Origin of the sequence: Saccharophagus sp. K07, assembly GCF_014336955.1 — a bacterium.
GTDB lineage: Bacteria > Pseudomonadota > Gammaproteobacteria > Pseudomonadales > Cellvibrionaceae > UBA5868.
The window spans coordinates 407,176-431,918 of record NZ_QRAI01000002.1; the positions used below are offsets into that span (position 1 = coordinate 407,176).

Annotated in this window: 20 protein-coding genes and 2 pseudogenes; 15 read left to right on the plus strand and 7 right to left on the minus strand. The window is 50.8% G+C overall.

Annotation, left to right across the window (positions count from 1 at the left end; genetic code table 11):
- Positions 1–4 precede the first annotated feature (4 nt).
- A complete protein-coding gene (locus DWB84_RS08330) occupies positions 5–898 on the minus strand; it encodes a DUF368 domain-containing protein (RefSeq protein WP_222868112.1) in 894 nt (297 codons plus the stop codon).
- A 289-nt stretch (positions 899–1,187) separates the two neighbouring features.
- Between DWB84_RS08330 and DWB84_RS08335 the strand changes: the two genes are divergently transcribed.
- The 7 genes from DWB84_RS08335 to DWB84_RS08365 all read left to right on the plus strand — a co-directional run bounded on the left by DWB84_RS08335 (position 1,188) and on the right by DWB84_RS08365 (position 10,543).
- Positions 1,188–3,536 (plus strand): TonB-dependent siderophore receptor, encoded by a 2,349-nt coding sequence (locus DWB84_RS08335; RefSeq protein ID WP_187409302.1) that lies wholly within the window; start codon positions 1,188–1,190, stop codon positions 3,534–3,536.
- 68 nt (positions 3,537–3,604) lie between these two features.
- Positions 3,605–4,285, plus strand: a complete 681-nt coding sequence (locus tag DWB84_RS08340; protein ID WP_187409303.1) for a Fe2+-dependent dioxygenase — start codon at positions 3,605–3,607, stop codon at positions 4,283–4,285.
- 203 nt (positions 4,286–4,488) lie between these two features.
- Positions 4,489–6,882 (plus strand): TonB-dependent receptor domain-containing protein, encoded by a 2,394-nt coding sequence (locus tag DWB84_RS08345; RefSeq protein ID WP_187409304.1) that lies wholly within the window; start codon positions 4,489–4,491, stop codon positions 6,880–6,882.
- A gap of 76 nt (positions 6,883–6,958) precedes the next feature.
- Positions 6,959–7,552 (plus strand): PepSY-associated TM helix domain-containing protein, encoded by a 594-nt coding sequence (locus DWB84_RS08350; RefSeq protein ID WP_187409305.1) that lies wholly within the window; start codon positions 6,959–6,961, stop codon positions 7,550–7,552.
- Between the two features lie 15 nt (positions 7,553–7,567).
- On the plus strand, positions 7,568–8,089 hold the full coding sequence (locus tag DWB84_RS08355; protein WP_187409306.1) for a DUF2271 domain-containing protein: 522 nt from the start codon (positions 7,568–7,570) through the stop codon (positions 8,087–8,089).
- Positions 8,090–8,101: 12 nt separating this feature from the next.
- Entirely contained in the window at positions 8,102–8,926 is an 825-nt protein-coding gene (locus tag DWB84_RS08360; RefSeq protein WP_187409307.1) for a DUF4198 domain-containing protein, read from the plus strand.
- 126 nt (positions 8,927–9,052) lie between these two features.
- The gene (locus tag DWB84_RS08365) at positions 9,053–10,543 is read left to right on the plus strand and encodes a sulfite reductase subunit alpha (protein ID WP_255428900.1); all 1,491 of its coding nucleotides are present in this window, start codon (positions 9,053–9,055) and stop codon (positions 10,541–10,543) included.
- A gap of 354 nt (positions 10,544–10,897) precedes the next feature.
- Here DWB84_RS08365 and DWB84_RS08370 read toward each other — a convergent pair whose 3' ends face one another.
- Positions 10,898–11,107 (minus strand): hypothetical protein, encoded by a 210-nt coding sequence (locus DWB84_RS08370; RefSeq protein ID WP_187409308.1) that lies wholly within the window; start codon positions 11,105–11,107, stop codon positions 10,898–10,900.
- Between DWB84_RS08370 and DWB84_RS08375 the strand changes: the two genes are divergently transcribed.
- Positions 11,094–12,905, plus strand: a complete 1,812-nt coding sequence (locus tag DWB84_RS08375) for a pectinesterase family protein (protein WP_187409309.1) — start codon at positions 11,094–11,096, stop codon at positions 12,903–12,905. The two genes, DWB84_RS08370 and DWB84_RS08375, sit on opposite strands and share 14 nt — an antisense overlap.
- A gap of 15 nt (positions 12,906–12,920) precedes the next feature.
- Positions 12,921–13,481, plus strand: a pseudogene (locus tag DWB84_RS19345) (carbohydrate-binding protein); the annotation flags it as partial.
- 49 nt (positions 13,482–13,530) lie between these two features.
- Here DWB84_RS19345 and DWB84_RS19350 read toward each other — a convergent pair.
- A complete protein-coding gene (locus DWB84_RS19350; protein ID WP_370589700.1) occupies positions 13,531–13,740 on the minus strand; it encodes a hypothetical protein in 210 nt (69 codons plus the stop codon).
- Here DWB84_RS19350 and pelA point away from each other — a divergent pair.
- A pseudogene (gene pelA, locus DWB84_RS19355) lies at positions 13,677–14,525 on the plus strand (pectate lyase); the annotation flags it as partial. The gene DWB84_RS19350 and the pseudogene pelA sit on opposite strands and share 64 nt — an antisense overlap.
- Before the next feature lie 48 nt (positions 14,526–14,573).
- Here the strand turns inward: pelA and yfbR are convergent.
- From yfbR to DWB84_RS08395, 3 genes are read right to left on the minus strand one after another with little or no spacing between them, the layout of a single operon-like run.
- Positions 14,574–15,167: a 5'-deoxynucleotidase gene (gene yfbR / locus DWB84_RS08385; protein ID WP_187409311.1), complete on the minus strand. Its 594-nt coding sequence runs from the start codon at positions 15,165–15,167 to the stop codon at positions 14,574–14,576.
- Positions 15,168–15,180: 13 nt separating this feature from the next.
- Entirely contained in the window at positions 15,181–15,969 is a 789-nt protein-coding gene (locus tag DWB84_RS08390) for a murein L,D-transpeptidase family protein (RefSeq protein ID WP_187409312.1), read from the minus strand.
- A gap of 42 nt (positions 15,970–16,011) precedes the next feature.
- A complete protein-coding gene (locus DWB84_RS08395; RefSeq protein WP_187409313.1) occupies positions 16,012–16,320 on the minus strand; it encodes a hypothetical protein in 309 nt (102 codons plus the stop codon).
- A gap of 77 nt (positions 16,321–16,397) precedes the next feature.
- Between DWB84_RS08395 and DWB84_RS08400 the strand changes: the two genes are divergently transcribed.
- The 4 genes from DWB84_RS08400 to DWB84_RS08415 all read left to right on the plus strand — a co-directional run bounded on the left by DWB84_RS08400 (position 16,398) and on the right by DWB84_RS08415 (position 21,787).
- Positions 16,398–16,691: a YebG family protein gene (locus DWB84_RS08400; RefSeq protein ID WP_187409314.1), complete on the plus strand. Its 294-nt coding sequence runs from the start codon at positions 16,398–16,400 to the stop codon at positions 16,689–16,691.
- A gap of 372 nt (positions 16,692–17,063) precedes the next feature.
- On the plus strand, positions 17,064–17,513 hold the full coding sequence (locus DWB84_RS08405; RefSeq protein ID WP_187409315.1) for an SRPBCC domain-containing protein: 450 nt from the start codon (positions 17,064–17,066) through the stop codon (positions 17,511–17,513).
- Between the two features lie 245 nt (positions 17,514–17,758).
- Positions 17,759–18,916 (plus strand): integrase core domain-containing protein, encoded by a 1,158-nt coding sequence (locus tag DWB84_RS08410; protein ID WP_187409316.1) that lies wholly within the window; start codon positions 17,759–17,761, stop codon positions 18,914–18,916.
- Positions 18,917–19,156: 240 nt separating this feature from the next.
- Positions 19,157–21,787 (plus strand): helicase-related protein, encoded by a 2,631-nt coding sequence (locus DWB84_RS08415; protein WP_187409317.1) that lies wholly within the window; start codon positions 19,157–19,159, stop codon positions 21,785–21,787.
- A gap of 119 nt (positions 21,788–21,906) precedes the next feature.
- On the opposite strand, the gene DWB84_RS08420 is transcribed toward DWB84_RS08415, so the two are convergent.
- Positions 21,907–22,818: a hypothetical protein gene (locus tag DWB84_RS08420; RefSeq protein ID WP_187409318.1), complete on the minus strand. Its 912-nt coding sequence runs from the start codon at positions 22,816–22,818 to the stop codon at positions 21,907–21,909.
- A gap of 330 nt (positions 22,819–23,148) precedes the next feature.
- Here DWB84_RS08420 and DWB84_RS08425 point away from each other — a divergent pair, with 330 nt between their 5' ends.
- Entirely contained in the window at positions 23,149–24,726 is a 1,578-nt protein-coding gene (locus tag DWB84_RS08425) for a sensor histidine kinase (RefSeq protein ID WP_187409319.1), read from the plus strand.
- Positions 24,727–24,743: the final 17 nt, after the last annotated feature.

The window sequence follows — 24,743 nt, forward strand, 5'->3', positions numbered from 1 at the left end:
ATACTCAGTTCTGTTTCATTTTTGCGGCGAGCCACTCGGTGCCGAGCACCAGTGCTGCCCCCAGCAGCGCGCATACGCAAGCCAGCAAAATCATCGGCTCAGCGCCGGTGACCGCAGTGTAGTCAAAGGGGTTGAGATTGCTCTGTTGCAGCACAACGGTTTTGCCATGGCTGTCCACCGTGGTGACCAGCGCTTGTTTCCACGGCCAGGTGACGTTCAGTGAACCCACCAGAAAACCGATCAGGGTGGCGAGCGTGACAGCGTGGTAGCGCGTCAACAGCCAGCTGACAAAGCGGGAAAACAGAATCAGGCCGGAAATACAGCCAGCGCCGAAGGAGGCGAGAGCAATCAAATCCAGATTGTGGATGGCGTTAAGGAAAACCGGATAGAGCCCGACCAGCAGAAGGATAAAGCTGCCGGAGATGCCCGGCAGAATCATCGCGCATATGGCGACAAACCCGCCGAGGAACAATACCCACCAATGACCCGGCAACTGCGCGGGCGTCAGCACGGAAACGCCGTAAACAAAGGCGGCGCCAAGCAAGAGGCCGATCCAATGCGGCAATTTCCAGTGGGGTTGATGACGGGAAAGGGAATAAATGGAGGCGATGATCAGACCGGTGAAAAATGCCCACACCAATATGGGGTAAGCGTCGAGGGCAAAGAGCACGACACTGGCAAGGGTTTTCAGGCTGATCAGAATGCCGGCGAACAGGGCGACGAGAAAATTGCCGTTGATATAGCGCCAGGTTGCCGCTATGCCTTCGTTTTTCAGCATCAACAGAGTGGCTGGATGACAGCGTTTCAGGGAGTCCAGCCATTCATCATAGATCCCGCTGATAAACGCGATGGTGCCGCCCGAGACCCCGGGTACTACATCCGCCGCGCCCATACACATACCTTTAAGTAGTACCACCAAATAGTCTTTGATTCCGCGTGCTTCTCTGTTCAAGGCGCTTTCTCCTGCGTTGCTCCCCTCGGCCGGTTGGCCCAAAGGCGGGGATTCTATCAAGGTTCGCCCCGCGAAAGTATTAATCCGGGCTCCGGTAATCGGGGGGCATAGAAAGGAAAGAAAGTGGCTATCAAATCTAAATGAAAATAAATATCATTTGCGATATCGCTTTGGTGCGTTTATGATCGCGTCAAATTCAAATCGGCCACTTATTTTTTGCTTATCGGGGGGTTCTATGGCACGTCGGAATGCCAATCAAGGTTTTGCTCTGCCAGCGCCAAATCACGCTCAATTGCGCGATGGGGTTGCACGCACAGCTGCATCTTCGCTTTTGGTTCTGGGTATTGGATTGACCGCTGCAGCGCAGGCGGCAGAGCAGGAAAAGCCGTCGCAGCTGCCCACGGTAAAAGTTGAAGACACAGCAATTCCTTATAAAGCGGAAACTATGTCTTCACCAAAATATACCGAACCCCTCCGTGACACCCCGCAAAACATCACCGTTATCACCAGCGATTTGATTCAATCCCAAAACGTGCAATCACTGCGCGACATTCTCAGTAATGTTCCCGGTATCACCTTTGGTGGGGCAGAAGGCGGCAACGGCTACGGTGACAATATCATTCTGCGCGGTTATGACATCAGCAATAACTCCTCTGATATTACCGTCGATGGTGTGCGCGACTCGGGCCGCTTTACGCGCTCCGACTCCTTCAACCTGGAATCAGTGGAAGTCGTCAAAGGAGCTAATTCCGTTTATTCCGGTGCGGGTTCCGTTTCCGGAACTGTGAATATGGTGACCAAATCACCGAAGAACGAAGACGTCACCACGGTAACGGCCGGATTGGGAACCGAAAACTATCAACGCGTGACTCTGGATACCAACAAGGTTATAGGCGATGGTGTGGCCGTTCGTTTGAACTTGATGACCCACGCTAATGAAGTTGCAGGCCGCGATTACGTCGAATACGAGCGCTGGGGTATAGCGCCATCCATTGCGTTTGGACTGGATTCAAATACCAAAGTGGTTCTCAACGCGCATTTTCAGGATGACCAAGGTTGGAACGACTACGGTGTGCCTATTCGTATGGGACGTGAAGTTCCGGGTGTTGCTCGCAGCAATTATTACGGTTGGCACAACCTCGACGGCGAAAATACCGACAGCCGTTCGTTCAGTGTCTCTGTCGACCATAAATTCAGTGAAAAACTTTCGTTGCGAAACTTGAGCCGTTGGTCGCAGGTGGATGGACGTTTCGTCAATACTGCTTTGCAGGGACGTGTGTGTATCGAAGAGGGCGAGGTGCCGCTCGGCACAGCGCCGAATACGGCGGTATGTACTGCATCCGGCGTTTATCAACATTCTCAAGGTCCTCGTGCAGTAGGAAGAGATTCGATTAATACCACAGCTCTTTCCCAGACCGATCTCACCTGGGATTACGCAATTGGAGCTACGGAAAATACTTTGGTATTTGGTAATCAGATTTCCACCGAAAGAGGTGATCGTCAGAATTTTAATAATATTCCGACGGCAACCGTCACCGTGGATTTATATAATCCCAATTCTTATTGGGATGGTCCCGTCGAAAGAATATTGAGTGGTAAATCGAACTCCGAATTGGATGTGGTGGCATTTTATGCATCCAATACATTTAAATTCAGTCCGCAGTGGCAAGCCAACGTCACCTTGCGATATGACCATTACACCTTCTCGCAAGAGACATTTACGGTGGCGGATGGAAAAATTACTAGTCCTCCTGAGCCGGAACCGGATCAACCTTATACCCCACCTGCGTTTAAATTCGATGATGAATTGGTTAGCGGACGAGTAGGTTTGGTCTATAAGCCGCAGGAAAATGGCAGTATTTATGTTTCCTATGGCACATCTGCAAACCCGGCGACTCCTTCTGCAAATACAACCTGTAACTTCAATAGCAACTGCTTTATAGATCCTGAAGAGGCAGTGAATTATGAGGTGGGTACCAAATGGGATTTGTACGACGGTAAATTGGCTTTGACCTCAGCGCTTTTCCGTAATGAAAAGAAAAATGCCCGGGTTGCATCTGGCGAAGATTCGGTGACGCAGCAGGTGTTGGAAGGACGTTCTCGGGTCGACGGTTTAGAACTGGGCGTGTCGGGGCAAATTCGGGAAAACTGGTCGATTTTTGCCGGCTACGTATTTTTGGATAGTGAAATGCTGCAAAGCGTTTCCAACTATACTGCGTCGAACAACGGCGATCCGCAGAAAGGCCACGCGCTCGCCAATACACCAAAACATTCCGGTACCTTGTGGACTACATATACGTTCGAGTCCGGTTTGAACTTGAGCTATGGTTTGCGTTTTGCCAGCGGCGCTTATATTGGTAATGGACCTACCACAGTCGGCGACGTAACCATAGATCCGAAAGTGCCGAGCTATGTCGTCCACAACGCCGCCATCAGCTATGCCATCGGCCAGGCCACCTTGCAGTTGAACGTGAACAATATTACCAATGAGGAATATTTCACGACGTTCTCCACCAACCCCAACCGTTGGGCTTTGCCGGCGCCGGAGCGTACGACAGTGTTAACCGCTTCTTATACGTTCTAGAAGTCATCTCAAAAATGCAGCTCGGCTGATTTTTGAGGTGCCTACTAAATGCTGAGGTAAAAATCATTATGTTATTAGCGATCCCTAATGTGTTAACCGCTGCGCAAGTGGCGGAATTTCGCAGTGAGTTGGCAAAAGCGGAATGGGTGGATGGACGGGTTACCGCTGGCCATCAATCCGCGCAGGTGAAATACAACCTGCAGGTGCCAGAGGATCATCCTGTAGCGCGCCAACTCGGGGAACGCATTTTGACGGCATTGGGAAACAGTCCGTTGTTTCTCTCTGCCGCACTGCCGCGCAAAATTTATCCGCCGCTATTTAATTGCTATCAGGAAGGCGGCAATTTTGGTTTGCATGTGGATGGAGCGATCCGCGATATCAGAGGAACACCCCATCGCGTGCGAACAGATGTGTCGGCGACATTATTTTTGTCAGCACCGGAAGAATATGACGGCGGTGAATTAATGGTCGAAGACACCTACGGCGCGCAGAGCATAAAACTGCCTGCGGGCCATATGGTGCTCTATCCGTCGACCAGCCTGCACAAGGTCAATCCAGTGACGCGCGGTGCGCGCATTGCCTCTTTTTTCTGGATACAGAGTCTTGTTCGTGAGGATGCTCAGCGCAGTTTGTTGTTTGACCTCGATAGCGCTATTCGAGGCTTGCAGCAGGATGTTCCAAATCATCCGTCGGCGGTCCAGCTGACCGGCGTTTATCACAATCTGCTGCGCCGCTGGAGTGAGGTATAGACCTACCGCCTCCGCACCTGTGGTCCGTCTTTTAAACCTTATTTGTCTTCGATCAATTGATGGGTCGCTAAGGTAAATAGCATGGGGCGTCATCCCCTGTGGAGATATTCACAGAATTGGCGTCCATCTAAAATTTTCGTTGAACCGATGATAAAAATGATTATCATTTAGCTTTCGTTGTGTTGGGGTAAAAGGTTTCCATAATGCAGTTCTGCTCTTCCTTTAAGATCAGCCCAAAATGGGTATTGAGTTCCGTGATTTCCGCCGTTATGGCGGCCCAGGCGGTTGCCCAGGATTCATCAAGCCTGCCAAAGGTTGTGGTATCGGCAACCGGCTTTGAACAAAAGATAAAAGATGCTCCAGCGAGCGTAACCGTAGTTGACTCTGAAGAGTTGAAGAGCAAGCCCTACACCAGCCTTGCGGATGCACTGCGTGATCTGGAAGGCATAGACGTAGGCTCTGGCTTCGATAAAAACGGCAATATCTCCATCACCTTGCGTGGTTTGCCGTCCGACTATACCGTCGTGATGATCGACGGCCGCCGTCAGAGTGATATTGGCAACATTGGCCCCAATAACTTTGGCAATAGCCAATTTATGTATATGCCGCCGCTGTCCGCCATTGAGCGGATTGAAGTGGTGCGCGGTCCCATGTCCACCCTGTACGGCGCAGATGCTATGGGTGGGGTAATCAATATCATTACCCGCAAAGTGCCGCAAAAATGGACCGGTTCTTTGGATACCAGCGTAACGCTGCAGCAAGACTCGCAATTTGGTGATGATAAAAAATTGGATGTCTACCTGGGCGGGCCATTGGTGACGGAAAAACTGGGCCTCAGCCTGCGTGGCGGTATTTACGAGCGCGACTCTAGCGATCCTTCCTACAGTAATGCTCTGCCGTTGCCGGCAACGGATATCAATGGCAATCCAAATCCGCCGGAGTGGGTAGATGAAGGCAGTTTCGGTGATAAGAAAATTGTCGGCGCTAAAAACTGGAATTTTGGCACCACTTTGAATTGGTTGGTGGCGGAAGGTCACGAACTGAGTTTGTCGTACGATGTGGCAAACCAGCGCTACGACAATACCAAAGGTCAAACGGGAACTCTGGATGGTCCCGAAAGTTTATGGAGAGCCGCCGAGGTTGAAATAGTAAACGGAGTTAAGAAGGCGGTAGTTCAGCCCCGCGTTGGTTATACGCCATATCAGCGAGTAGAACGTGAGCAGATTTCTCTCAGTCATACCGGAAATTACGATTTCGGCACTTGGGTTACCACTTACACCTACAATACAAGTGCCAACCTCGGGCGTTCTTTACCTCTGACCGTATCTGAGCGAGCTCGCTTACAGGAGCTGTGGGATGAAAATTGTCCTACGACTACCGCATGTCGGCAAATCCCCGACGACGTAAGGGAAATTTTGGTCACCGAGTTTCTACCGCGTCCATTGCGTACATTGGAAATCAAAAATCACACGCTGGATTCCCGCGTCGATACCAGCATTGGCGATTCGCATGCGTTGAGCGTCGGTGCGCAATACTATGACGCTGAAATGGAAGACGGTGTTTTCGGGATGTTCGGTGATGGCTATAGAGATGACACCGTTCAGCCGCATCGTCAGTCAGCCATTTTTGTTGAAGATCACTGGGGTTTGACCGACGAGCTGGTTGCCACACTGGGTCTGCGCTACGACCACCACAATATATTTGGTGGGAACGCCAGTCCGCGTGTTTACCTGACTTGGCAAACCAACGACTGGTGGACTTTGAAAGGTGGTATCAGTACTGGTTATAAAACGCCGCGCCCGGACCAATTATTTGCGGGGATCACCGGTTTTGGTGGTCAGGGTGTAAACCCGCTGGTAGGCACGCCAGATCTGCAACCGGAAAAGAGTCGCAACTACGAGTTTGCTGTTTATTTTGACAACCTCAATGGCTTTAACGCCAATGCGACAGTGTTCTATAACGACTTTGATGACAAAATTGCCAGCGCACCGAGTGTTCCCAACTGTTACGACATTAACGACTTGAAATATTTGAGCGGTGACTGTGTCGATATAGGACCAGGCTGGGCACCTTTGGGTTATCAGAACTTTAACCAGAGCACCAACATCGATAAGGTAGTCACCTCCGGTCTTGAGCTCGCCACTCGCTATGCCTTCGCTCGCAACTGGGCAGTAAAAGCAAACTACACCATGACCGACAGCGAGCAGCGAAGTGGTTCCGAAAAGGGTTTGCCATTGGTGAACACTCCGCGCGATATGTTCAATGGAACTCTCGAGTGGCAAGCGACGAATGACCTCCTCCTGTCATTAGTAGCGGAAGTACGCAGCAAGCGTTATCGCGGCGCCACAACCAATACAGTTACGGGTGAGCGTACGCTGAATTACTACAAGTCTTATGAGCTTTATCACCTGCGCGCGCGTTACAAATACAACGACAATTTGAGTTTCGGTGCCGCGATCAACAATTTGCTGGATGATGATCTGTCGAGCATTACCTATACACTTAATGATCAGCAAAACGGTTACAACAGCCAGCCTGATTACAACACCACTGAAAAGGCTCGTAGTTTCTGGTTGTCAGCAAACCTCAGCTTCTGATCCGATCGACAATGGCGCCCATGTTCGGGCGCCTTATTTTTGAATGCGGTATTAATGAATTGAAGGACAAAAATTTTTGATTTTTCTCGGCACTGTACGTCAGTGGCATTGGATCAGTTCCGCCATTTGTTTGGTCGGCATGCTGCTGTTCGCTATTACCGGCATCACGCTTAATCACGCTGCGCAGATTTCCACAAAGCCGCGTGTCGAATCTATTGAAAAACAATTGCCGAAGGATCTTGTCGGCAATTTGGTTGTGCCCGATGCGGAAAAAGCCCCATTGCCAATGCCTGTAGCACAATGGCTGGAACAAGAGCTCGACATTTATGTTGGCAAACGACCGGCGGAGTGGAGCGAAGACGAAATATATTTGTCTTTGCCGCGACCTGGCGGTGATGCATGGTTGACAGTGGATTTGACTGATGGAACGGTGTTTTTCGAAAAAACCGATCGCGGTTGGATTTCCTATTTCAACGATCTGCATAAAGGCCGCAATACCGGCAAAGTCTGGTTCTGGTTTATCGATATTTTTTCTGTGGCCTGTGTGGTCTTTTGTATCAGCGGTTTGATTTTGTTGTATCGACATGCCGGAAGCCGGCCAACTACGTGGCCGCTGGTGGGACTTGGTTTGGTTGTTCCGATCATTCTGGCGCTTTTATTTATTCACTAATTTGCGAGACGCAATATGGCTTTTCGACGATATTTATCCGCATTGAGCCTGTTCATCTGTGCTCCAGTATTGGCAGCAGAACTGTCGATTTCTGTGGAAATTCCTAAATTGGATGTAGCGGAATATCACCGCCCTTATGTGGCTGTCTGGTTGGAGCGCGATGGCGCGCACGCAGCGAATCTCGCGGTTTGGTACCAATTGGAAAGAAACGGCCAGGGCGCAGAAAAAGGTGAAGAATGGCTGAAAGATATGCGTCAGTGGTGGCGTCGCAGTGGACGCAATCTGGATATGCCGGTGGACGGTATCAGCGGTGCGACCAAAGCTCCCGGTGTGCATACTCTGACATTTACCCCGGGCAAAGGCGTATTGGCAGATTTGCCAGCGGGCGAATATCAGTTATTGGTTGAAGCTGCGCGCGAAGTGGGTGGAAGGGAAGTGCTGAAAGTCCCATTCCAATGGCCACCGCAAAAAGAGGAGTCGCACTCTGCTAAAGGCAGCAGTGAGCTCGGCACATTGAATTTGCAATTGATTCCATAAGGAGGAACGTCCATGAAAATAAGTCATTCCCTGGCTGGCGCTTTATTGGCAGCGCTTTTGATTCCCGCTGCTCACGCTCACCGTGCCTGGATTGTTCCTGCAGCCACAGTACTTTCCAGTGAAGATCCGTGGGTGACGTTTGACGCTGCGGTATCCAACGATATTTTTCACGCGGATCACGCACCTATGCGTTTGGAAGGTGTAAAAGCGATCGGTCCGGACGGCAAGGAGGTGCCTTTGCAAAATACCGCTGTTGGAAAATACCGCAGTGTGTTCGATGTAAATCTCAAACAAAAAGGCACTTATAAAATCACTTCATTCAGCGGCGGTTTGCGCGCGCGTTGGGAAACTGAAGATGGCGAACGCCGTAGTTGGCCTAATCGTGGAGCGCAAGCGACTGAGGAAGCATTTGCCAAAGAAGTGCCGAAAAAAGCCAAAAATCTGGAAGTCTCCTACGGTTCACGCCGCATGGAAACATTCGTAACCGCCGGCTCGCCAGATGCCAAAGTATTTGTTCCGTCCAACCAAGGTTTGGAGCTGGTGCCTGTTACTCACCCGAACGATTTGTTCGCCGGTGAAAAAGCGGAATTTAAATTTCTGATCGATGGCAAACCCGCAGTTGGGGCAAAAGTGGAAATTATTCCCGGCGGCATGCGCTATCGCAACCAGCAGGACAGCATCAACGTCCAATCTGATAAAAACGGTAGCATTACGGTTACCTGGCCGAAAGCTGGATTGTATTGGATGAGCGTCAGCTACGAAGATGATAAAGCGAAAAAACCTGCGAAAAAACGCAGCGCCAGTTATGTTGCAACTTTTGAAGTATTGCCGGAATAACGCAGTAAAATTCTGGCTGTGATCGTGAAGCGCCTATTACAGGCGCTTTTGTTTTTAGAGCCATCTCAAAAATCAGCCGAGAGTAGGCGCTTTTAGGATGGTTTCTAATGTAACGGATGAAAACCATTGCGAATCTATTTAGCCTGCTTAGTCCTGGTTGCATACGCATTTTTTTGTGTGCTGTGTTGGTGGCACTACAGTCGCAAAATGCGGCGCGAACATAAGCCGTCGACCGAAATTGCACCAGATTGGTTGATTGCCTATGCCAGTCAAAGCGGCACTGCTGCGCAATTGGCTGTGCAAAGCTGCGATCAATTAACGAATGCGGGATTATCTGCACAGGTTGTAACGCTTAATCGCCTGGATGCGCAGTTGTTGCGACGACATAAAAATATTCTGTTTATCATCAGTACTTTTGGCGAGGGCGAAGCGCCGGACAATGGCAATCGCTTTTTGCCGCGGCTGAAAAAACTCGATCTATCCCATTTGCACTATGGCCTGTTGGCCTTGGGTGACCGCAATTACCGATGTTATTGCGGTTTTGCTCATTCCGTTAATCAAGCATTGCATAGCGCTGGTGCAACGTCGATTTTCGATATGATCGAGGTCGATAAAAATGATTCGGCCGCTATCCGCCACTGGCAATATTATCTGGGGCAAATCAGCGGCCAAACCTTATTTCAGGATTGGCAAACGCCGGAATATGAGCCCTGGTATTTGCAGCTGCGCACCTGTCTCAATCCCGGCAGTCCCGGTGCCCCTGCATTTTTTCTTCAGTTGAATCCTGTTGCTGACAAAAAAATGTGGCAAGCCGGTGATATTGCAGAAATTGGTCCATGTAATAGCACCGCACGCCTGGATGCATTTTTGCAACGCGTGCGTCCAAATGCGGATGTAAATGCATTGGAAAAATTGCGCGAACAGTTGCTGCGTCGCGATTTGCCGCAAGACAACGAATCCATTAATTCTTTACGGGCGCTTGGGGATCGTGATTTAGCTGCAGCCTTGCCCGAATTACCGCACCGCGAATATTCCATTGCTTCTATTCCACACATGGGATCATTGGATTTGTTGATTCGCCAAGTTAAAGATGATCGCGGTGAATTGGGATTGGGTTCGGGCTGGATGACCCACTACGCTCAGGAAGGCGAAAGAGTTCTGCTGCGTATTCGTCGCAATCCGGATTTTCATCCGCCAGCGTCGCATATTCCTTTGATTCTGATTGGCAACGGCACCGGCATAGCCGGACTGCGCGCACATCTCCAGGCGCGCCGTCGCCAAGGCGCAAGGCAAAATTGGTTGCTGTTTGGCGAGCGCACCGCTGCCCATGATTTTTTCTTTGGCGATGAAATTCGCGCGTTGCAAAAGGAAGGCTTTTTAACGCACCTGGACTTGGTATTTTCTCGCGATGCGGGCGGGCCGCGTTATGTGCAGGATTTATTACCCATAAACGCGCAACGTCTGCGCGAGTGGGTAGAGGCTGGTGCGGCGATTTATGTGTGCGGCAGCCTGCAGGGGATGTCTCAAGGAGTGGATCAGGCGCTTGCCACAATACTCGGCCGGGACCTACTCGATCAGCTGGCGGAAAATCGACGTTATTGTCGAGATGTCTATTAAACCCTCTCTTGCTCCCTTCTCATCAAGGTTTAATGCCTTGATCACATTTTCTGCAAGCTAAATTGACGCTGTTAATTTTGAGCATTAAGTTCGGTTGATATTGGGTCATTCTCCGCCGATTAAAAAAGTATTATAAAAGAGAAAAATATAACGCTCCGTCAGAGGGCTTGGGTCTCAAAAAATGTTTGCTACGCCGATAAGGCTATGCAAAAAACGTAGGATTCAAAAAATCCTGCAGAATTTTCTATTTTGCAGCGGTCAGCGATGCTTAATATCCGGCCAGTTTGGCCTTCCAGGTGTGTGACCCCGAAAAATGCCTAATCCAAGATAATTCCAAGGGCTATAACAGATGAATCACAGAGCACTTTTTGTCGGATTGCTTTTTCTTGCAGGATTGCTCCTGACCGGGTGTGGGGGTGGCCAGGGGGGATCATCCAGCAGTTCGTCTTCAAGCAGTTCTTCTTCGAGCTCCAGCAGCTCTTCGAGCAGTTCTTCCTCCAGCTCTTCATCATCAAGCAGTTCGTCATCTTCCAGTTCGAGCAGTTCTGGTGTGACCGGCCTCACATTGCAGGAGAATTCCGCAGGGCTTTGTTCCTTTAATGGTGTTGTTGATAACCGCCATGACGGTTTTACCGGTGCAGGGTTTATTGATTCGGCTAACACGCTTGGCGCCGACATAGTGTGGGCGGTGTATGCCGAGCGCGCGGATAGTCTGGTGGTGGAACTGCGTTACGCCAATGGCGGAACTGAGACACGCACGGCAAGCCTGAGCGTTGACAATTCTGGTCCGGCGGCATCTATGAGCTTTGCGCCGACTGCGGGATGGACGGATTGGCGCAGTGAAAGTGCCTATATCAATTTGCGCCAAGGCAATAATCTGGTGCGTTTGACGGCGGGCACGGCGGCTGGCCTCGCCAATATAGATTTCATTTATTTTGCAGCGGACGGACTTAAACCTGGCGAGTGTCCGGTTGCGGCGTCTGGCCCTCTGTTTCCAGCTCCTGGGGCGACAGGCGTCAACCCCGATGTGCGCTTACGCATTACTTTCGATAATCGCCCCGCCATTCAATCGGGTGTGGTGCAGATTTACGACAACACGACTAACGAATTAGTCGATTCCATCAATGTCGCGGGTGATACCGACACTATTGGCTACAGCGGCCAAAGCAGTGCGCGCACTTTGAAGGTAAAACCGGCGGTGGTTCTGGATAAAACCATCAGCATCAACCCGCATACCGGCAAGCTTGCCTACGGCAAAACCTATAGAGTTGTGATTGGCAATGGCGTATTTTCCGGCAGCGTCAATGGCTCGACTTACACCGGTGCTAGCGGCAATCAGTGGACTTTTACCACCAAATCGGCAGGGCCTTCCGGCACCACCGTGACCGTTGACGACGACGGCCCGGCGGATTTCAGCTCGCTGCAGGGCGCACTTAATTACGTTATGCGTTCCGTGGCAAAAGATACTCCGGCGCAAATCAATGTGCGCAATGGCATTTATCCGGAATTGCTGTTTTTACGCGATAAAAATAATTTGCGCGTGATGGGTGAAAGCCGTGATAACACGATTATTCGCGCAAGCAATGGCAATCAAACCAATTCCGGCACGCGCGCTCGCGCCTTGTGGTTGATTCAGCAGAGCGATTTGCTCAGTCTGGAAAATTTCACCATTCACAATAATGCGCCGCGCGGCACAGAAGGGCAGGCGGAGACCATTTATTACGACCATTCAGCGCGCTTGATCGCGAAAAATATGGCGTTTATCAGCGAGCAGGATACTTTGTTGTTGAGCGGTTATTCCTGGTTCTACAACTCCTTGATCGCCGGTAATGTCGATTTTATATGGGGAACCGCAAAAGTTGCCCTGTTTGAAAACAGCGAAATTCGCTCGCTGGGAGATTCAGCGTCGCCTAACAGCGATAACGGCGGTTATGTATTGCAGGCGAGAGTTTCTTCCGCGTCAGATCCTGGATTTATATTCCTGAATTCCACTTTCACGCGTGCAGCAGGTCCGGCGGGCAATAGCATCGGCAATGGCAAAACCTATCTCGCCCGCACAGGCAACGGCAATCCGCCGCAGTACTTCGACAGCTTTGCCTTCATTAACTGCAAAATGGATGTGCATATTAATTCTGCAGGATTTAGAACCGAAAATGGCAAAGTGCAAAATCCCAGTCGCGGCACCGCCACCAACGGTTATCGCGAATATGGCACGACCAATTTGTCCGGAAGCCCGGTGAATTTAGGCAGTCGCGTGGGCGCTTATATTTTGAATGCGAATGAGGTCAACCAATATTACTCAAGCCGCAGCCGCATATTCAGTTCATACAATAATGGACAGGGTTGGAATCCGCAGCCGTAAAATCGGGGAAATATCATGAATAAAAAGACTGTATTGTGGTTAATTCTGGGATTGGTTTTTGCTGGCTGCGGTGGAGAAAAAGGGGAGAGCTCAAGTTCTTCAAGTGCATCCAGCTCTAGCTCGTCTGGTTTGAGTTCGTCCAGTGCATCCAGTTCCAGCTCGTCCAGTTCGTCGAGCAGTTCCGGCGCAGCTTTGGTGACGCTGACGTTACAGGAAAATCAGCCTGGTGTATGCCGCGTCGATGGCGATCCGAATGAATCGAAAAACGCCGGTTTTACCGGTTCTGGTTATGCCAATGTCGATAATGCTGTAGGTACGGCAATTGTGTGGGCCGTCAATGCATCAGCCAGTGGTCGTTATCAATTGATTTTTCGTTTTGCCAATGGCGGAACAAGTGGCCGCAATGGCGCTTTGCTGATTAATAGCGGCAGTAACGGCAATTACACCGTGGAATTTCCAGCGGCCGGCGACTGGACCAATTGGCAAAATGCACGAATGGAAGTTGATCTGGTGCAAGGCAACAATATTTTGCAATTGTCTTCGCTGACCAGTGATGGTCTTGCCAATATCGATTATTTATCGGTAACAGGTGCGCCTACTGCTGCGGGCGATTGCAGTTCATCGTCTAGCAGCTCCAGTTCTGGTGGAACATCCTCCGGCGCAGTAATACTGCCGCAAAGTGGCAACCCCGTACAAAGCCGCTATAACAGTGCCAAAACCGCTTGGGGTAAAGAGAAAGCGGATATTGTTTTGTCGCATCAATTTTCCAATGGCGGCTGGCCGAAAAATCAGGAATACAACTCGTTCGGATCTGGTGGCGATGGCAGAGGGGAATCCACTTTTGATAATGGTGCTACCACCACGGAAATCATTTATCTCGCCCATTTGTACAGCAGTGATCGCCAGTCCAAATATCTCAATGCCGTGCGCAAAGCCGTGGACTTCACCTTGAATGCGCAATATGCATCGGGCGGTTGGCCGCAGTTTTATCCGCTGCGCGGTGGATATTGGGATCATGTAACCTTCAACGATAACGCCATGACGCGAGTGTTGACTATGTTGCATCACATCGCGCAGCGCACAGCACCGTTCGATACAGATGTTGTGACAGATCAACAACGCGCCCGCGCTGCAGTGGCGGTTACAAAAGGTGTGGAGTACATTCTCAAATCGCAATGGCGCCAAAATGGCCGCTTGACCGTCTGGTGCGCACAACACGGTGCAACGGATTATCTACCTAAAGCTGCACGCGCCTACGAATTGGAATCCCTTAGCGGCAGCGAATCAGCGGAAATCATCGGTTTTTTAATGACGCAGCCGCAAACACCGGAAATTGTGGCAGCGGTTAAAGCGGCTTTGGATTGGTATCGAAGTCCTAATACCTATTTGGCCGACTACGCCTACGACAACAGCGTAGCGCAAAAAATCGTCTACAGGCCGGGCAGTAAAATGTGGTACCGCTTTTATAAACTCGACACCAATCGCGGATTTTTCAGTGATCGCGACGGCGGTACCTATTACGACATTATGCAAATTTCTGAAGAGCGTCGTAATGGATACAGTTGGGGTGGGAATTGGGGGAATAAGATTATTTCTTATGCTGAGAGTGTTGGTTATTGATAAGTTGCCCCCCCCCCTTGAAAAGGGGAGGGGCTTGCCAAGTTCCGTTTATTTTTTCTTACTTAGCAATTCATCCAACGTCAAACTGTAACTGTCGATAAACGTATCGAGAAAATACTGCACTTCCGGCATGCCTAAATTGTCCAGGCGCGCTTTGACGGCTTCTTCGGCTTTGCTGAATTCCTGGTTGCCGGCGTTCACTTCCGTACGGCATTTAATAAAGGCGGCGATAGTATCGGCGGCTTTGATTAATGCGCGATGTTCCTCCGGGATCTGTTCTTCCATCAGCACATTGCGATAATCGGTTTGCAATTCATCCGGCAGCAAATTCAATAATTCCCGTTCCGCCTGGCGCTCGATGGCCTTATAGGCTTGGGTGATTTCCGGCGTGTGATATTTGATGGGTGAGGGCAGGTCGCCGGTAATGACTTCACCGCAGTCGTGATACAGCGCTGCCACAACCACTGCGTTCACATCCAGTTGGCCGCCAAAATAACGGTTTTTGATCAGCGCCAGAGCGTGGGTGATGGTTGCAACTTCCCAGCTGTGTTCCATCACATTTTCGTTGACGGTATTGCGCTTTAACCCCCAGCGTTGCAGCCAGCGCAGTTTACTGATGTAAGCGTAGAAATGACTTTTCACAATAACTCCAAAATCAATGGCATTTTTGCATCAGCGGAGTGCTGCCTTCGGCTGCTGCAATATTTTCGAAAACTTGATACTGCTGAACCGCGTCAGCAATAGTTTGATAGAGCGTTTTTACCCAGGGACGTTGATTGGTTGCGAGTGGCTGCAAATCGTGTTTGCGTGCATCGCTCGGTGCAATAATGACCTTTACATTTTTAATGCCAATCTGGGCAACCAGGGTAAAAAGTTCTTCAATGGCAGGATCGCCTATGGCGAGGCAGCCAATGGAAACCGCTTTGCCGTGAATAAAAATATCGCCGCCTAAATTGCTGCGGTTTTCCTTGCGTGCCTGTTCGCGGTCGAATTCGTTGGGATAATTGATTTTCATTGACAGGTGATAAAGGCTGTTGGGATTTAAATATTCCAGCCGATAAATACCTTCCGGTACTTGTTCGTCGCCTTGCTTCAGTTTAGGACCTGTGATGCCGCTGGCGGCTTTTATGGGATAGGAGCGAATAAAATAACGCTCGCCATTATCTTCACTCCAGAGCTCCAGCTTTTTTTCATCCTTGATGGCGAGCAATGTAATGGACTTGGGCGGGTAGGGGGCTTTGGCGGATTCAAAAAACGGCTTTAAGCGCGCTTGCGCTTTATCGCCGTAAATACGCTGCACATCTTGGACTGATCTTGCGCCTGTTGCTTGGCGATACAGCGGCACCCATAGGGGACGCGCATAGGTGTAAACCGTATAGGATGACAATGCCAACGCCACAGCGCTCAATAGCCAGCGACGGGTGTGACTCGAAGGTTTGCTCATGGTAGGTCCCTCTGAATTTTTTCAATCAAGCTAGAAGCGCTCTCAATTAGGTTCATTAGTCAAACGTCTTAAAAGTCGCCCATCTTCTTCAAACAGATCGATTTGAAACTGCGCTTCCGCAGCCCGCAAGATTGAGCTTAGCTGATCCGCCATTTCCAGGCCCTCTATCTCACCGCGCAACATCCACATACCGGGCTCACTTTGCTCGAGTGATCCGCTAAAGCCTTCGGACTTTAGAATCAGTTGATCCGATCTTTGTGTCGCCCTCCAGCCTGCGCGCTTGAAGATGGCGGCCCAAGTCTCCAGCGGTTCGAGGGATTGAAGAGTGGCAAACAGTCTTAATGGTTCCATATGGGCTCTACAGGTTGACATTTCCAGTATATAACCGATACTGTATATAAATACAGTGTAGATCTGGAGGGTAGACAATGGCGGTTATCGCAGTTTGGCAATGTGATCGAGACGGCACTATGTTTCAAGACAGAAAAGAAGCTGAAGAATACGACAAAATGCTGGAGTTGGCGGAAAATATCAGCGAACTGCTCAACCAGCATGTCCCGGGCGGTACCGCAGAGCACAACGAAGCGGTAGGCCTGTTCCTCGCCAAACATCGCGATCTTCTGGCGCGTGCGTGCAAGGGTAAACCAGAGTTGCTGCTGGAGGAAATCGCAGCGCCAGAGCCTGCGGCCAGCAAGGTGACGCCATTGGTGGCTAAGGGATGAGTGGCCCCTCCCTTGTGACTGGTTCGTACCCCGCCCCTTGGCAAGGGCGGGAACATAAGAAAGGGTGAAGCCGTGCGGTTTCGCCCTTCGCAATGTTGGTAACGCATCCACCTCACGTTGTGGTTTTTTAGATACAGCTCAAGTGACTTAAGCCCCCTAGCACCCACACGTAAGTCCACCTATGCCGAATTTCTACTTTTGGTTTCTTGTCAGCTCAAACGTTAAGCTTTGTTTTAAGTGAATATAAGCGTGTCGTCTCGGTCTGTGGCGCGGATCAAAGGACGGCGGTTTTGTATTTGAAGCAATTACAGTTAAAAATGCTCAGGAATTCGTGGTCCAAAAGATAACTTAACTTGCTAAGAGGGCAACCCTATGGCTGTTAAACGACTGCAATTCACAACTGAAATCGACGCACCAGCTGAAGTGGTTTTCAAAATCATGTTGGCCCCGGAGAGCTATAAGGAGTGGACCTCCGCATTTATGGAAGGCTCCTATTACGAAGGCAAATGGGAGCAGGGCGAAAAAGTCCGTTTTCTGGCTCCTTCCGGTCAGGATGGCATGCTCTCAGAAATCGCCGAATTGAGACCAAATGAATTTGTCTCCATCCGCCATATCGGCGCTATCCAAAACGGCAAAGAAGACACCACCAGCCCCGCCGTACGCGAATGGGCACCCGCCTACGAAAATTACACCTTCATCACCATCCCCACCGGCACCAGAGTCGTAATCGACCAAGACGTCCCCGAGTCCTATGAGCACCATATGACGGACAGCTGGCGTGTTGGGTTGGAGAAGTTGAAGGAGATTTGTGAGAGGGGGTAGGGAAACCGTCGCCTGATAATCGGTCGTCACTTTGCAGCTGATGTCGTTGAAAAGACTGCTGACGTTTCCTCTTTTGTTAGCTCTACAAATGAATGCGCAGGTTTTCTAAACCCCCTCTCCCGTTGGGGTGAGGGCCGGTTGTGCAAACCGGCAACATAGGTAACAAAACAAACCGAGAGCATGGGTTACACAAGTATCGTATGAGCAAGGAGGACTTGCTTATGCCCTGGAACGAGACTTGTGTGATGGATTTGAAGATGCAGTTGATCGCTGACTGGCTGCGACAGGAAAGCAGCATCAGTGAATTAGCCCGAGGTTATGGCTTAAGCCGCAAAACGGTTTATAAGTGGGTGACGCGTTATCAGGATGAAGGAGCGTCTGGCCTGCAAGAGCGTTCACGTGCTCCCAAGCATTGCCCGCACGCGGTGGCAGATGAAGTGGCAGACAAAATATTAGCCGCAAAACGTAGCCACCCAAGCTTTGGGCCCAAGAAGGTTATGGACCTGCTGCGCCGCAAGCAGCCTCAGGTTAGCTGGCCAGCAGATAGTACGGCGGGAGACCTGCTGAAGGCTGCGGGACTGGTAAAAAATCGGCGCTACAAGAAGCCTTATCCAGCTGACCCTCAACCTTTTGAGTTGGGAGACCGCAACAATGCGTTATGGAGCGTGGATTACAAAGGACAATACCCGACAACCAATGGTCGTTGGTGTTACCCGTTGACGCTGACCGACAATGGCAGTCGTTATCTGCTGTGTTCTCAAGGTGTAACGGCTACGGATTATGCGCAGGCCAAGCCCATTCTTGAATGGACGTTCAAGAAATACGGGTTACCTGAAGGCATTTTGTCTGACAATGGATCACCCTTCGCCAGCCGTGCTGCAGGAGGGTTAACACGATTATCAAAATGGTGGATTGATCTGGGAATCGCCGTGCATCGTACGAAGCCGGGTACACCCACTCAAAACGCCCGGCATGAGCGTATGCACGGCTCACTGAATCAGGCGATAGGTGATCAGCTGCGAGGTTCCAGCTTGAGCCGACAACAAGCAATGCTGGAGTCGTTTCGACACGAATACAATTCCGAGCGCAGCCATGAAGCTTTGGGAAGAAAAACGCCAGCCAGCGTCTACCAGCCATCAAGGCGAGCTTACTCACCTGTTTTAAAGCCAATTGAATATGACGCAGACCAGAAGGTCCGCAGCATTCGCCAAAACGGTGAAATTAAATGGGGCGGCAAGTTGATCTACATCAGCGAGCTACTCGCTTTCAACCATGTAGGCATGAGAGAAATTGATAATGACCGAGTGGAAGTGAGATACAGCTTCCACCTACTTGGTCATATCAACTTAAAAACTTCGCGACTGGAAACTGCATGCGAGTGGCATGCAGGGGAAAAGGTGTAACCCATGTTGCCGGTTTAAAGTGTTACCTATGTTCCGGTTGCACAGGTACAAACCGAGGGGGCGGGGCCGATAGAGCAGCCTCGAACTTCGGTTCAGTCCGTCGCACAAATCCCGATTTATCCCTAATCGAACATATCCTTCTTCTGAAAAAGCCTTACAATGCCGCGCGAAAAATTCGGGTGGTGGTCGTTCGGCTGCCCCTGATGTCCGATCAGGTGTCAGTTAGAGAGTCAAAGCGGTATGGCGGATTTTGTCGTAGGTCAGCGTTGGGTGGTGGATGCGGAGCCGGAATTGGGGCTTGGCATTGTTGTCGGAGTGGATACTCGGGTCGTCACCCTGATGTTTCCGCAAGCGGACTGCGAGCGCATGTACGCGCGGGAAAAATCGCCTCTTACCCGCATAGCGTTCGACGTAGGCGAGCAGATTCACACCACTGACGGACGCACCGGAACCGTTACCGCGGTCCACGAGCTCAACGGCCTCAAGTTATACGACATAGGCGAAGAGCAACTGGTCCCCGAGCTGTCCCTGGCCAGCGAGATCAAGATGAACCAGCCGTTGCTGCGCCTGCAGACCGGCCAGCTCGATGCCGCCAAATGGTTTGCCTTTCGCCGTCAGTTGGATCGCGCCGTTGCGCGTACCTGGCAATCGCAACTGGGCGGCCTGCTCGGCGTGCGCGCCAATTTGATTCCCCATCAGCTTTACGTTGCCCACAGCGCCTGCAACCGGGAAAACGTCCGCGTGTTGCTAGCGGACGAGGTTGGTCTGGGTAAAACCATCGAAGCCGGCATGATCCTGACGCGTTTGCTGCGTTTTGACCGGGTGCGACGCGCCCTGGTGCTGGTGCCGGATGCGCTGCAAATTCAGTGGCTGGTGGAATTGATTCGCCGTTTTAATCTGCGCCCGGATCTCTACGCGGCGGAAGAGCACGATTACCTCACCGGACAAATCCATCTGGTGCCGCACTCCGCCATGACCAGCGACGAACGTCTGCGCGAATTGGCGGGCGAGTTCGATCTGGTGATCGTCGATGAGGCTCACCATATCCAGCCTGGCTCTGAACCGTTTTCTTTGCTGGAACACCTCTCCGCCCAATGCCACCATTTGATTTTGCTGTCCGCTACGCCAGAACAGTTGGGAGTGGAAAGCCATTTTGCCCGTCTGCGTTTGCTCGATCCTGCCAAATTCACTTCGCTGGAAGAATTCCTCGCCCAGGAGCAAACCTATGGCGAGTTGAATCAGAAAATTCGCGCCCTGCCCAAAGGGCGTGAGCAATTGATTCGCGATTATCAAGTTGATCCGTCCGTCGACGATCAACAATTGCTGGATCAATTATTGGATTGCCACGGTATTGGCCGGGTGATGTTCCGCAATACGCGCGCATCTGTGCAGGGTTTCCCGCAGCGCGTCGCGGTGCCGCATAAATTGGAAGAAGATTCCTGGACCGCCAAGTTTGAATGGCTGGCGAATTTCACCCGCAAAAATCCCGGCAAAAAAATCCTGGTGATTTGCCATCTGGTGGAACACGTGCGCGCGTGTGAGGAACACTTGTGGCAGAAACACGGCATTCACGTTGCTCTGTTCCATGAAAATATGGATCTGATAGAGCGCGATAGCGCCGCTGCCTACTTTGCCGATATGGAACGCGGTTGCCAGTTGTTGCTGTGCTCGGAAATCGGCAGTGAAGGTCGCAATTTCCAATTCAGCCATCATTTGGTGTGTCTGGATTTACCGGATCATCCGGATATGTTGGAACAGCGCATTGGCCGTCTGGATCGAATTGGTCAGCGCGAGACGGTTTCCATTCATATTCCCTATGCGGAAGGTTCTGCCGAGCAGGAAAAATTGACTTGGTATCACGAAGTGCTGGAATGTATCGATCGCCAGAGCCCGGCAGCCGGTGCAGTACACGATCGCTACTGGTCGCAATTGACGCATACAGATGCGGATAAATCTATTTGGGATGCCGCGCGCCAAATGCGTATGCAATTGGAACAGCAAATTCAGGAAGGGCGCGACGCGCTCTTGGAAATGAACAGCTGCCGTCAGCCGCAAGCGGCGCAACTGGTGCAAACCATCGCCGAATTTGAAAGTGAAACTCCACTTGCGCTGGTGGAGCAGGCGAGCGAATTGTTCCATTTTCACTTCGAAGAAACTCAAGGTGGCGCTTATTCTCTGATTCCCGCAGACAATATGTTGATTCCGTCATTGCCTGGAATTCCTCTCGACGGTATCGAAGTGACATTCGATCGCGCCTTGGCCAATGCGCGTGAAGATGTGTTGTTCCTCACCTGGGATTCGCCGTTTATTATCGGCTTGTGGGAAATCCTGCATCACTCAGATTTGGGATCGGCATCAGTGGCGTTCCTGCCCAGCAAACAATTGCCACCCGGCAAATGTCTGTTGGAAACCTGTTTTGATATGGTGATCCAATCGGCGCAGGCGACCGCGTGTTTGCCGTTCCTGACAGATTTGTCGGTGCGCGCCTTGGTGCTCGATGTAGGCGATAAGGATTTGTCCGATGCACTGCCGGAACTTTCTTTCGAAAAATCCCTGACGCCTGCCGATAAAAAACTCGCGCGCAAAATTATCCAGTCGCGCAAGGATGTATTGCCGCAGTGGTACCACAAGGCGGAAAAATTCGCCGAAGCCCGTTGCAAAGGATTATTGGATCAGGCGGTGCAGCGCGTGCAAGCCTATTTCAGCGGAGAGGCTCAGCGATTGGAAAGTCTGGCGCGGCGCAATCCAGCTGTGAATATGGACGAAGTGGCGGCGCTGCGGGAAAAAGAAGCGGCGATCATTCACGCGTTACAGAGTCAGGTGCAGGTGCAGTTGTCGGCGATTCGGTTGGTGGTGACGACGGCGCCTTAACTTTCTGTATTGAATATTCGGTGTGTCGGAAGGGGACTTTGTCCGGCCCACTGGGTGTTTTTTGTTGGATATCCAGAGTGTCGGAAGGCGGCTGCGCCTTTTCCGACCTGATTTTCGATTTATTGGGTGTGTAGCACCTCAAAACCTTCCTCATAGCGGCTGAGCAGCTGTTGCAGATAAAACTCGTTGCGTTCATCGCTGATCAGCGGGTTTTTCAGCACAATCAATTTGCGTTTCTGTACTTTTAATTCAGTCCACACGTAATGGAAATGCCGGTCGAACAATTGTTGTAGTGAACCGTCTTGCAGTGCTATTTGCACACCTTTGTGCAGGCGTTCGGCGAGTTGCGGTTTTCCGGCGTGTACATATAAATAGAAAGGCAACGCGTAAAACAGGCTGACATCCCGGCTCAGCGTGAGCTCAGGGTGAATTTCCCGCTGATTTGCCAGAGTTGTGTGTGCTTCCAGTGTGCTTAAGGGAATGTAGTCGAAGCGCCCGTGCATCAACATCGGAAATAAGGCGTCGAAATTGTGCGCTTCAACGACCGGAATCTGGTTACCTGCCAAAATTTCGACGTCGATCCATTTTTCCCCAAGTCCTGCGGTCAGTTCGCCAAAATTCTGTGGATTCCCTTTTTCTTTTATATGCGCTCGCGCCTGCTGCGTGGTAATTAAATCGCGCAGTCCCAACATGCCGTTCAGCACGGGAAATTCCACGGGAATCACTTTGGAACTGTCGACATAGCGGCCATTCCAGTGCGGGGAGAAGAGTAAATCGAGCAGTGCGCCTTTTTCGGTTTCCAGCTTTAACCGGTTGGAGGACATGAACTCCTCCAGATAAACCAGTTCATAAGGCCCATATTCCGCCACGGTTTTATCCAGCGTCAGCTTGAGCACATTGGCGAGATAAAGCCGCAGCAGCGGGGAATATCCCTGATTGTAATGCCGGATGATTTCGGTAGCGCCGGCGTACGGGCTAAGGCCAAGCCAAAGCAAAAATGCCGCGCACAAACGGCGAAAGTGGAGCTGCACGAGGAAATCTTCTCCTTTATTCCATTAACAGACTTCTATCAGCATAGTCGATGTGCAGAAAACTCGAAGATGCGCCAGAAACCAGCGGAAGTGGAATAAAGAAACGGAATTTCCTATTGAATCAGAATAGAAAGCAAAAGATTTGCCGACAATAAGCTTAAAAATCCGACTCCCGGTTAGGCGAAGCCTTAATCGCTGGCTATAGTGAAAAAATATATGACTGATAGTCTTTAACTAAAAGCTATTTAAGAAGACCTGTACTCGGCTGATTTTAGCGGTAGCTTCAAAACCGAATGATGCGCGCGATAACTCGATTTAATTAGGGAAAGCATGACTCAGACACCAGGCCGCACGCATGGACATCGCTTGCAGCGATACCTTGCGATAGTGGTATTTCTATCCATTGCACTGCCGGCTGTGATCAGTGGAAGTGTGCTTATTTGGCAGAACTACCAGCGCACGCTCGAACAGGACAGTCTGGCGACGGCGAACAACTACATCGACTTGCTGCAGGGCGGTATGTCGGTGCCGCTGTGGAATGTCTCACCGGAGTTGGGACGTCCGTTGATGGACAGTATTTTGGTGGACACGGCGGTGGTGGCGATCCGTGTAGTGACAGATCGCGATGAGCCTTTTTTGGAATATGTGCGTGCGCCGAATGACTCGGTAGCAAGCGATCACATTATTTTGAAGCGCAATGTACTGCACAGCCGGGAACGGATTGGCTCGGTGGAATTGCACTACAGCCTTGCTGCAGCGCAGGCGCGGGCAGCGGGTGAAACCCGCTTGTTGGCCATTATTATTTTTGTGCAGTTGGTGGTGTCACTGGTGACCATCTCCTGGATGTTGCACCGAAAAGTGTTATCGCCGCTGAAAAAATTGTCGGTCGCGGCAGCGGGAATTGCCAAAGGTGACCTGAAAACGAATATTCCGAAACTTGCCGATGACGAGTTCGGGGCTCTATCTCAACAGCTCGAAATCATGCGGCAGGAATTGGATAACAATTTTTCTGAATTGGAAAAGCGGGTGGATAAACGCACTCTGGAATTGCGCGTGACCAATGAAGCCTTGCAAGGCACCTTGGATCGCCTGCAGCAGGCGCAGGAGCATTTGATCCAGTCGGAAAAACTGGCGGCGCTTGGCTCCCTGGTTGCAGGGGTTGCGCATGAATTGAATACGCCGATTGGCAATGGCCTGACCGTCGCCACGGCCATGTGTGAAAGTTGCGACTCCATAAAACGGGAAATGCAAAGCGGTTTGACCCGTTCATCCCTGGAGAAATTTTTGCGCGAGATGGACGAAGGCTCACAACTTGTGTGGCGCAATTTGGAAAAATCTGCGGAACTGGTTAGCAGTTTTAAACAAGTAGCCATGGATCGGACCAGTGCGCAGCGGCGGAATTTCGATTTGTTGTCAATACTGCAGGAAACTCGTTTGACGTTATCACCGGCATTTAAGCGCACTCCTTATGTAGTGGATATTCAAGTGCCGGAGAATGTGATTTTGGATAGTTACCCGGGGCCCTTAGGGCAGGTGGTGACGAATTTGCTGAATAACACGCTGGTGCATGCGTTTGACGGACGGGAGTCCGGTAGGGTGGTCATGCGGGCGGAAAAACAAGACGATAAAGTGGAATTGGTTATCGAAGATGATGGTGTAGGAATTCCAGATGCAAATAAAGGAAAAATTTTCGATCCATTTTTTACCACCAAACTCGGTGCCGGCGGCAACGGTTTGGGGTTACATATTGTGCATAACATCGTCACAGGTATTTTAGGGGGGGAAATACGGCTGTGGTCGCAGGTGGGTGAGGGAACACGCTTTATTCTGACCTTGCCTCTGTGTGCACCGGAAGAAGGTGCGCAGGAGCAGGATCAGTCTAAATCAGAACTGCTTGCGACAATTTAATTCAGCAGTAGGTGTGT

Coding starts and splice junctions, on each gene's coding strand:
- DWB84_RS08330 (WP_222868112.1), bottom strand. CDS start 898: ATGTGTATGGGCGCGGCGGATGTAGTACCCGGGGTCTCGGGCGGCACC.
- DWB84_RS08360 (WP_187409307.1), top strand. CDS start 8,102: ATGAAAATAAGTCATTCCCTGGCTGGCGCTTTATTGGCAGCGCTTTTG.
- DWB84_RS08410 (WP_187409316.1), top strand. CDS start 17,759: ATGGATTTGAAGATGCAGTTGATCGCTGACTGGCTGCGACAGGAAAGC.
- DWB84_RS08340 (WP_187409303.1), top strand. CDS start 3,605: ATGTTATTAGCGATCCCTAATGTGTTAACCGCTGCGCAAGTGGCGGAA.
- DWB84_RS08345 (WP_187409304.1), top strand. CDS start 4,489: ATGCAGTTCTGCTCTTCCTTTAAGATCAGCCCAAAATGGGTATTGAGT.
- DWB84_RS08395 (WP_187409313.1), bottom strand. CDS start 16,320: ATGGAACCATTAAGACTGTTTGCCACTCTTCAATCCCTCGAACCGCTG.
- DWB84_RS08415 (WP_187409317.1), top strand. CDS start 19,157: ATGGCGGATTTTGTCGTAGGTCAGCGTTGGGTGGTGGATGCGGAGCCG.
- DWB84_RS08405 (WP_187409315.1), top strand. CDS start 17,064: ATGGCTGTTAAACGACTGCAATTCACAACTGAAATCGACGCACCAGCT.
- DWB84_RS08425 (WP_187409319.1), top strand. CDS start 23,149: ATGACTCAGACACCAGGCCGCACGCATGGACATCGCTTGCAGCGATAC.
- DWB84_RS08390 (WP_187409312.1), bottom strand. CDS start 15,969: ATGAGCAAACCTTCGAGTCACACCCGTCGCTGGCTATTGAGCGCTGTG.
- DWB84_RS08400 (WP_187409314.1), top strand. CDS start 16,398: ATGGCGGTTATCGCAGTTTGGCAATGTGATCGAGACGGCACTATGTTT.
- DWB84_RS08335 (WP_187409302.1), top strand. CDS start 1,188: ATGGCACGTCGGAATGCCAATCAAGGTTTTGCTCTGCCAGCGCCAAAT.
- DWB84_RS08355 (WP_187409306.1), top strand. CDS start 7,568: ATGGCTTTTCGACGATATTTATCCGCATTGAGCCTGTTCATCTGTGCT.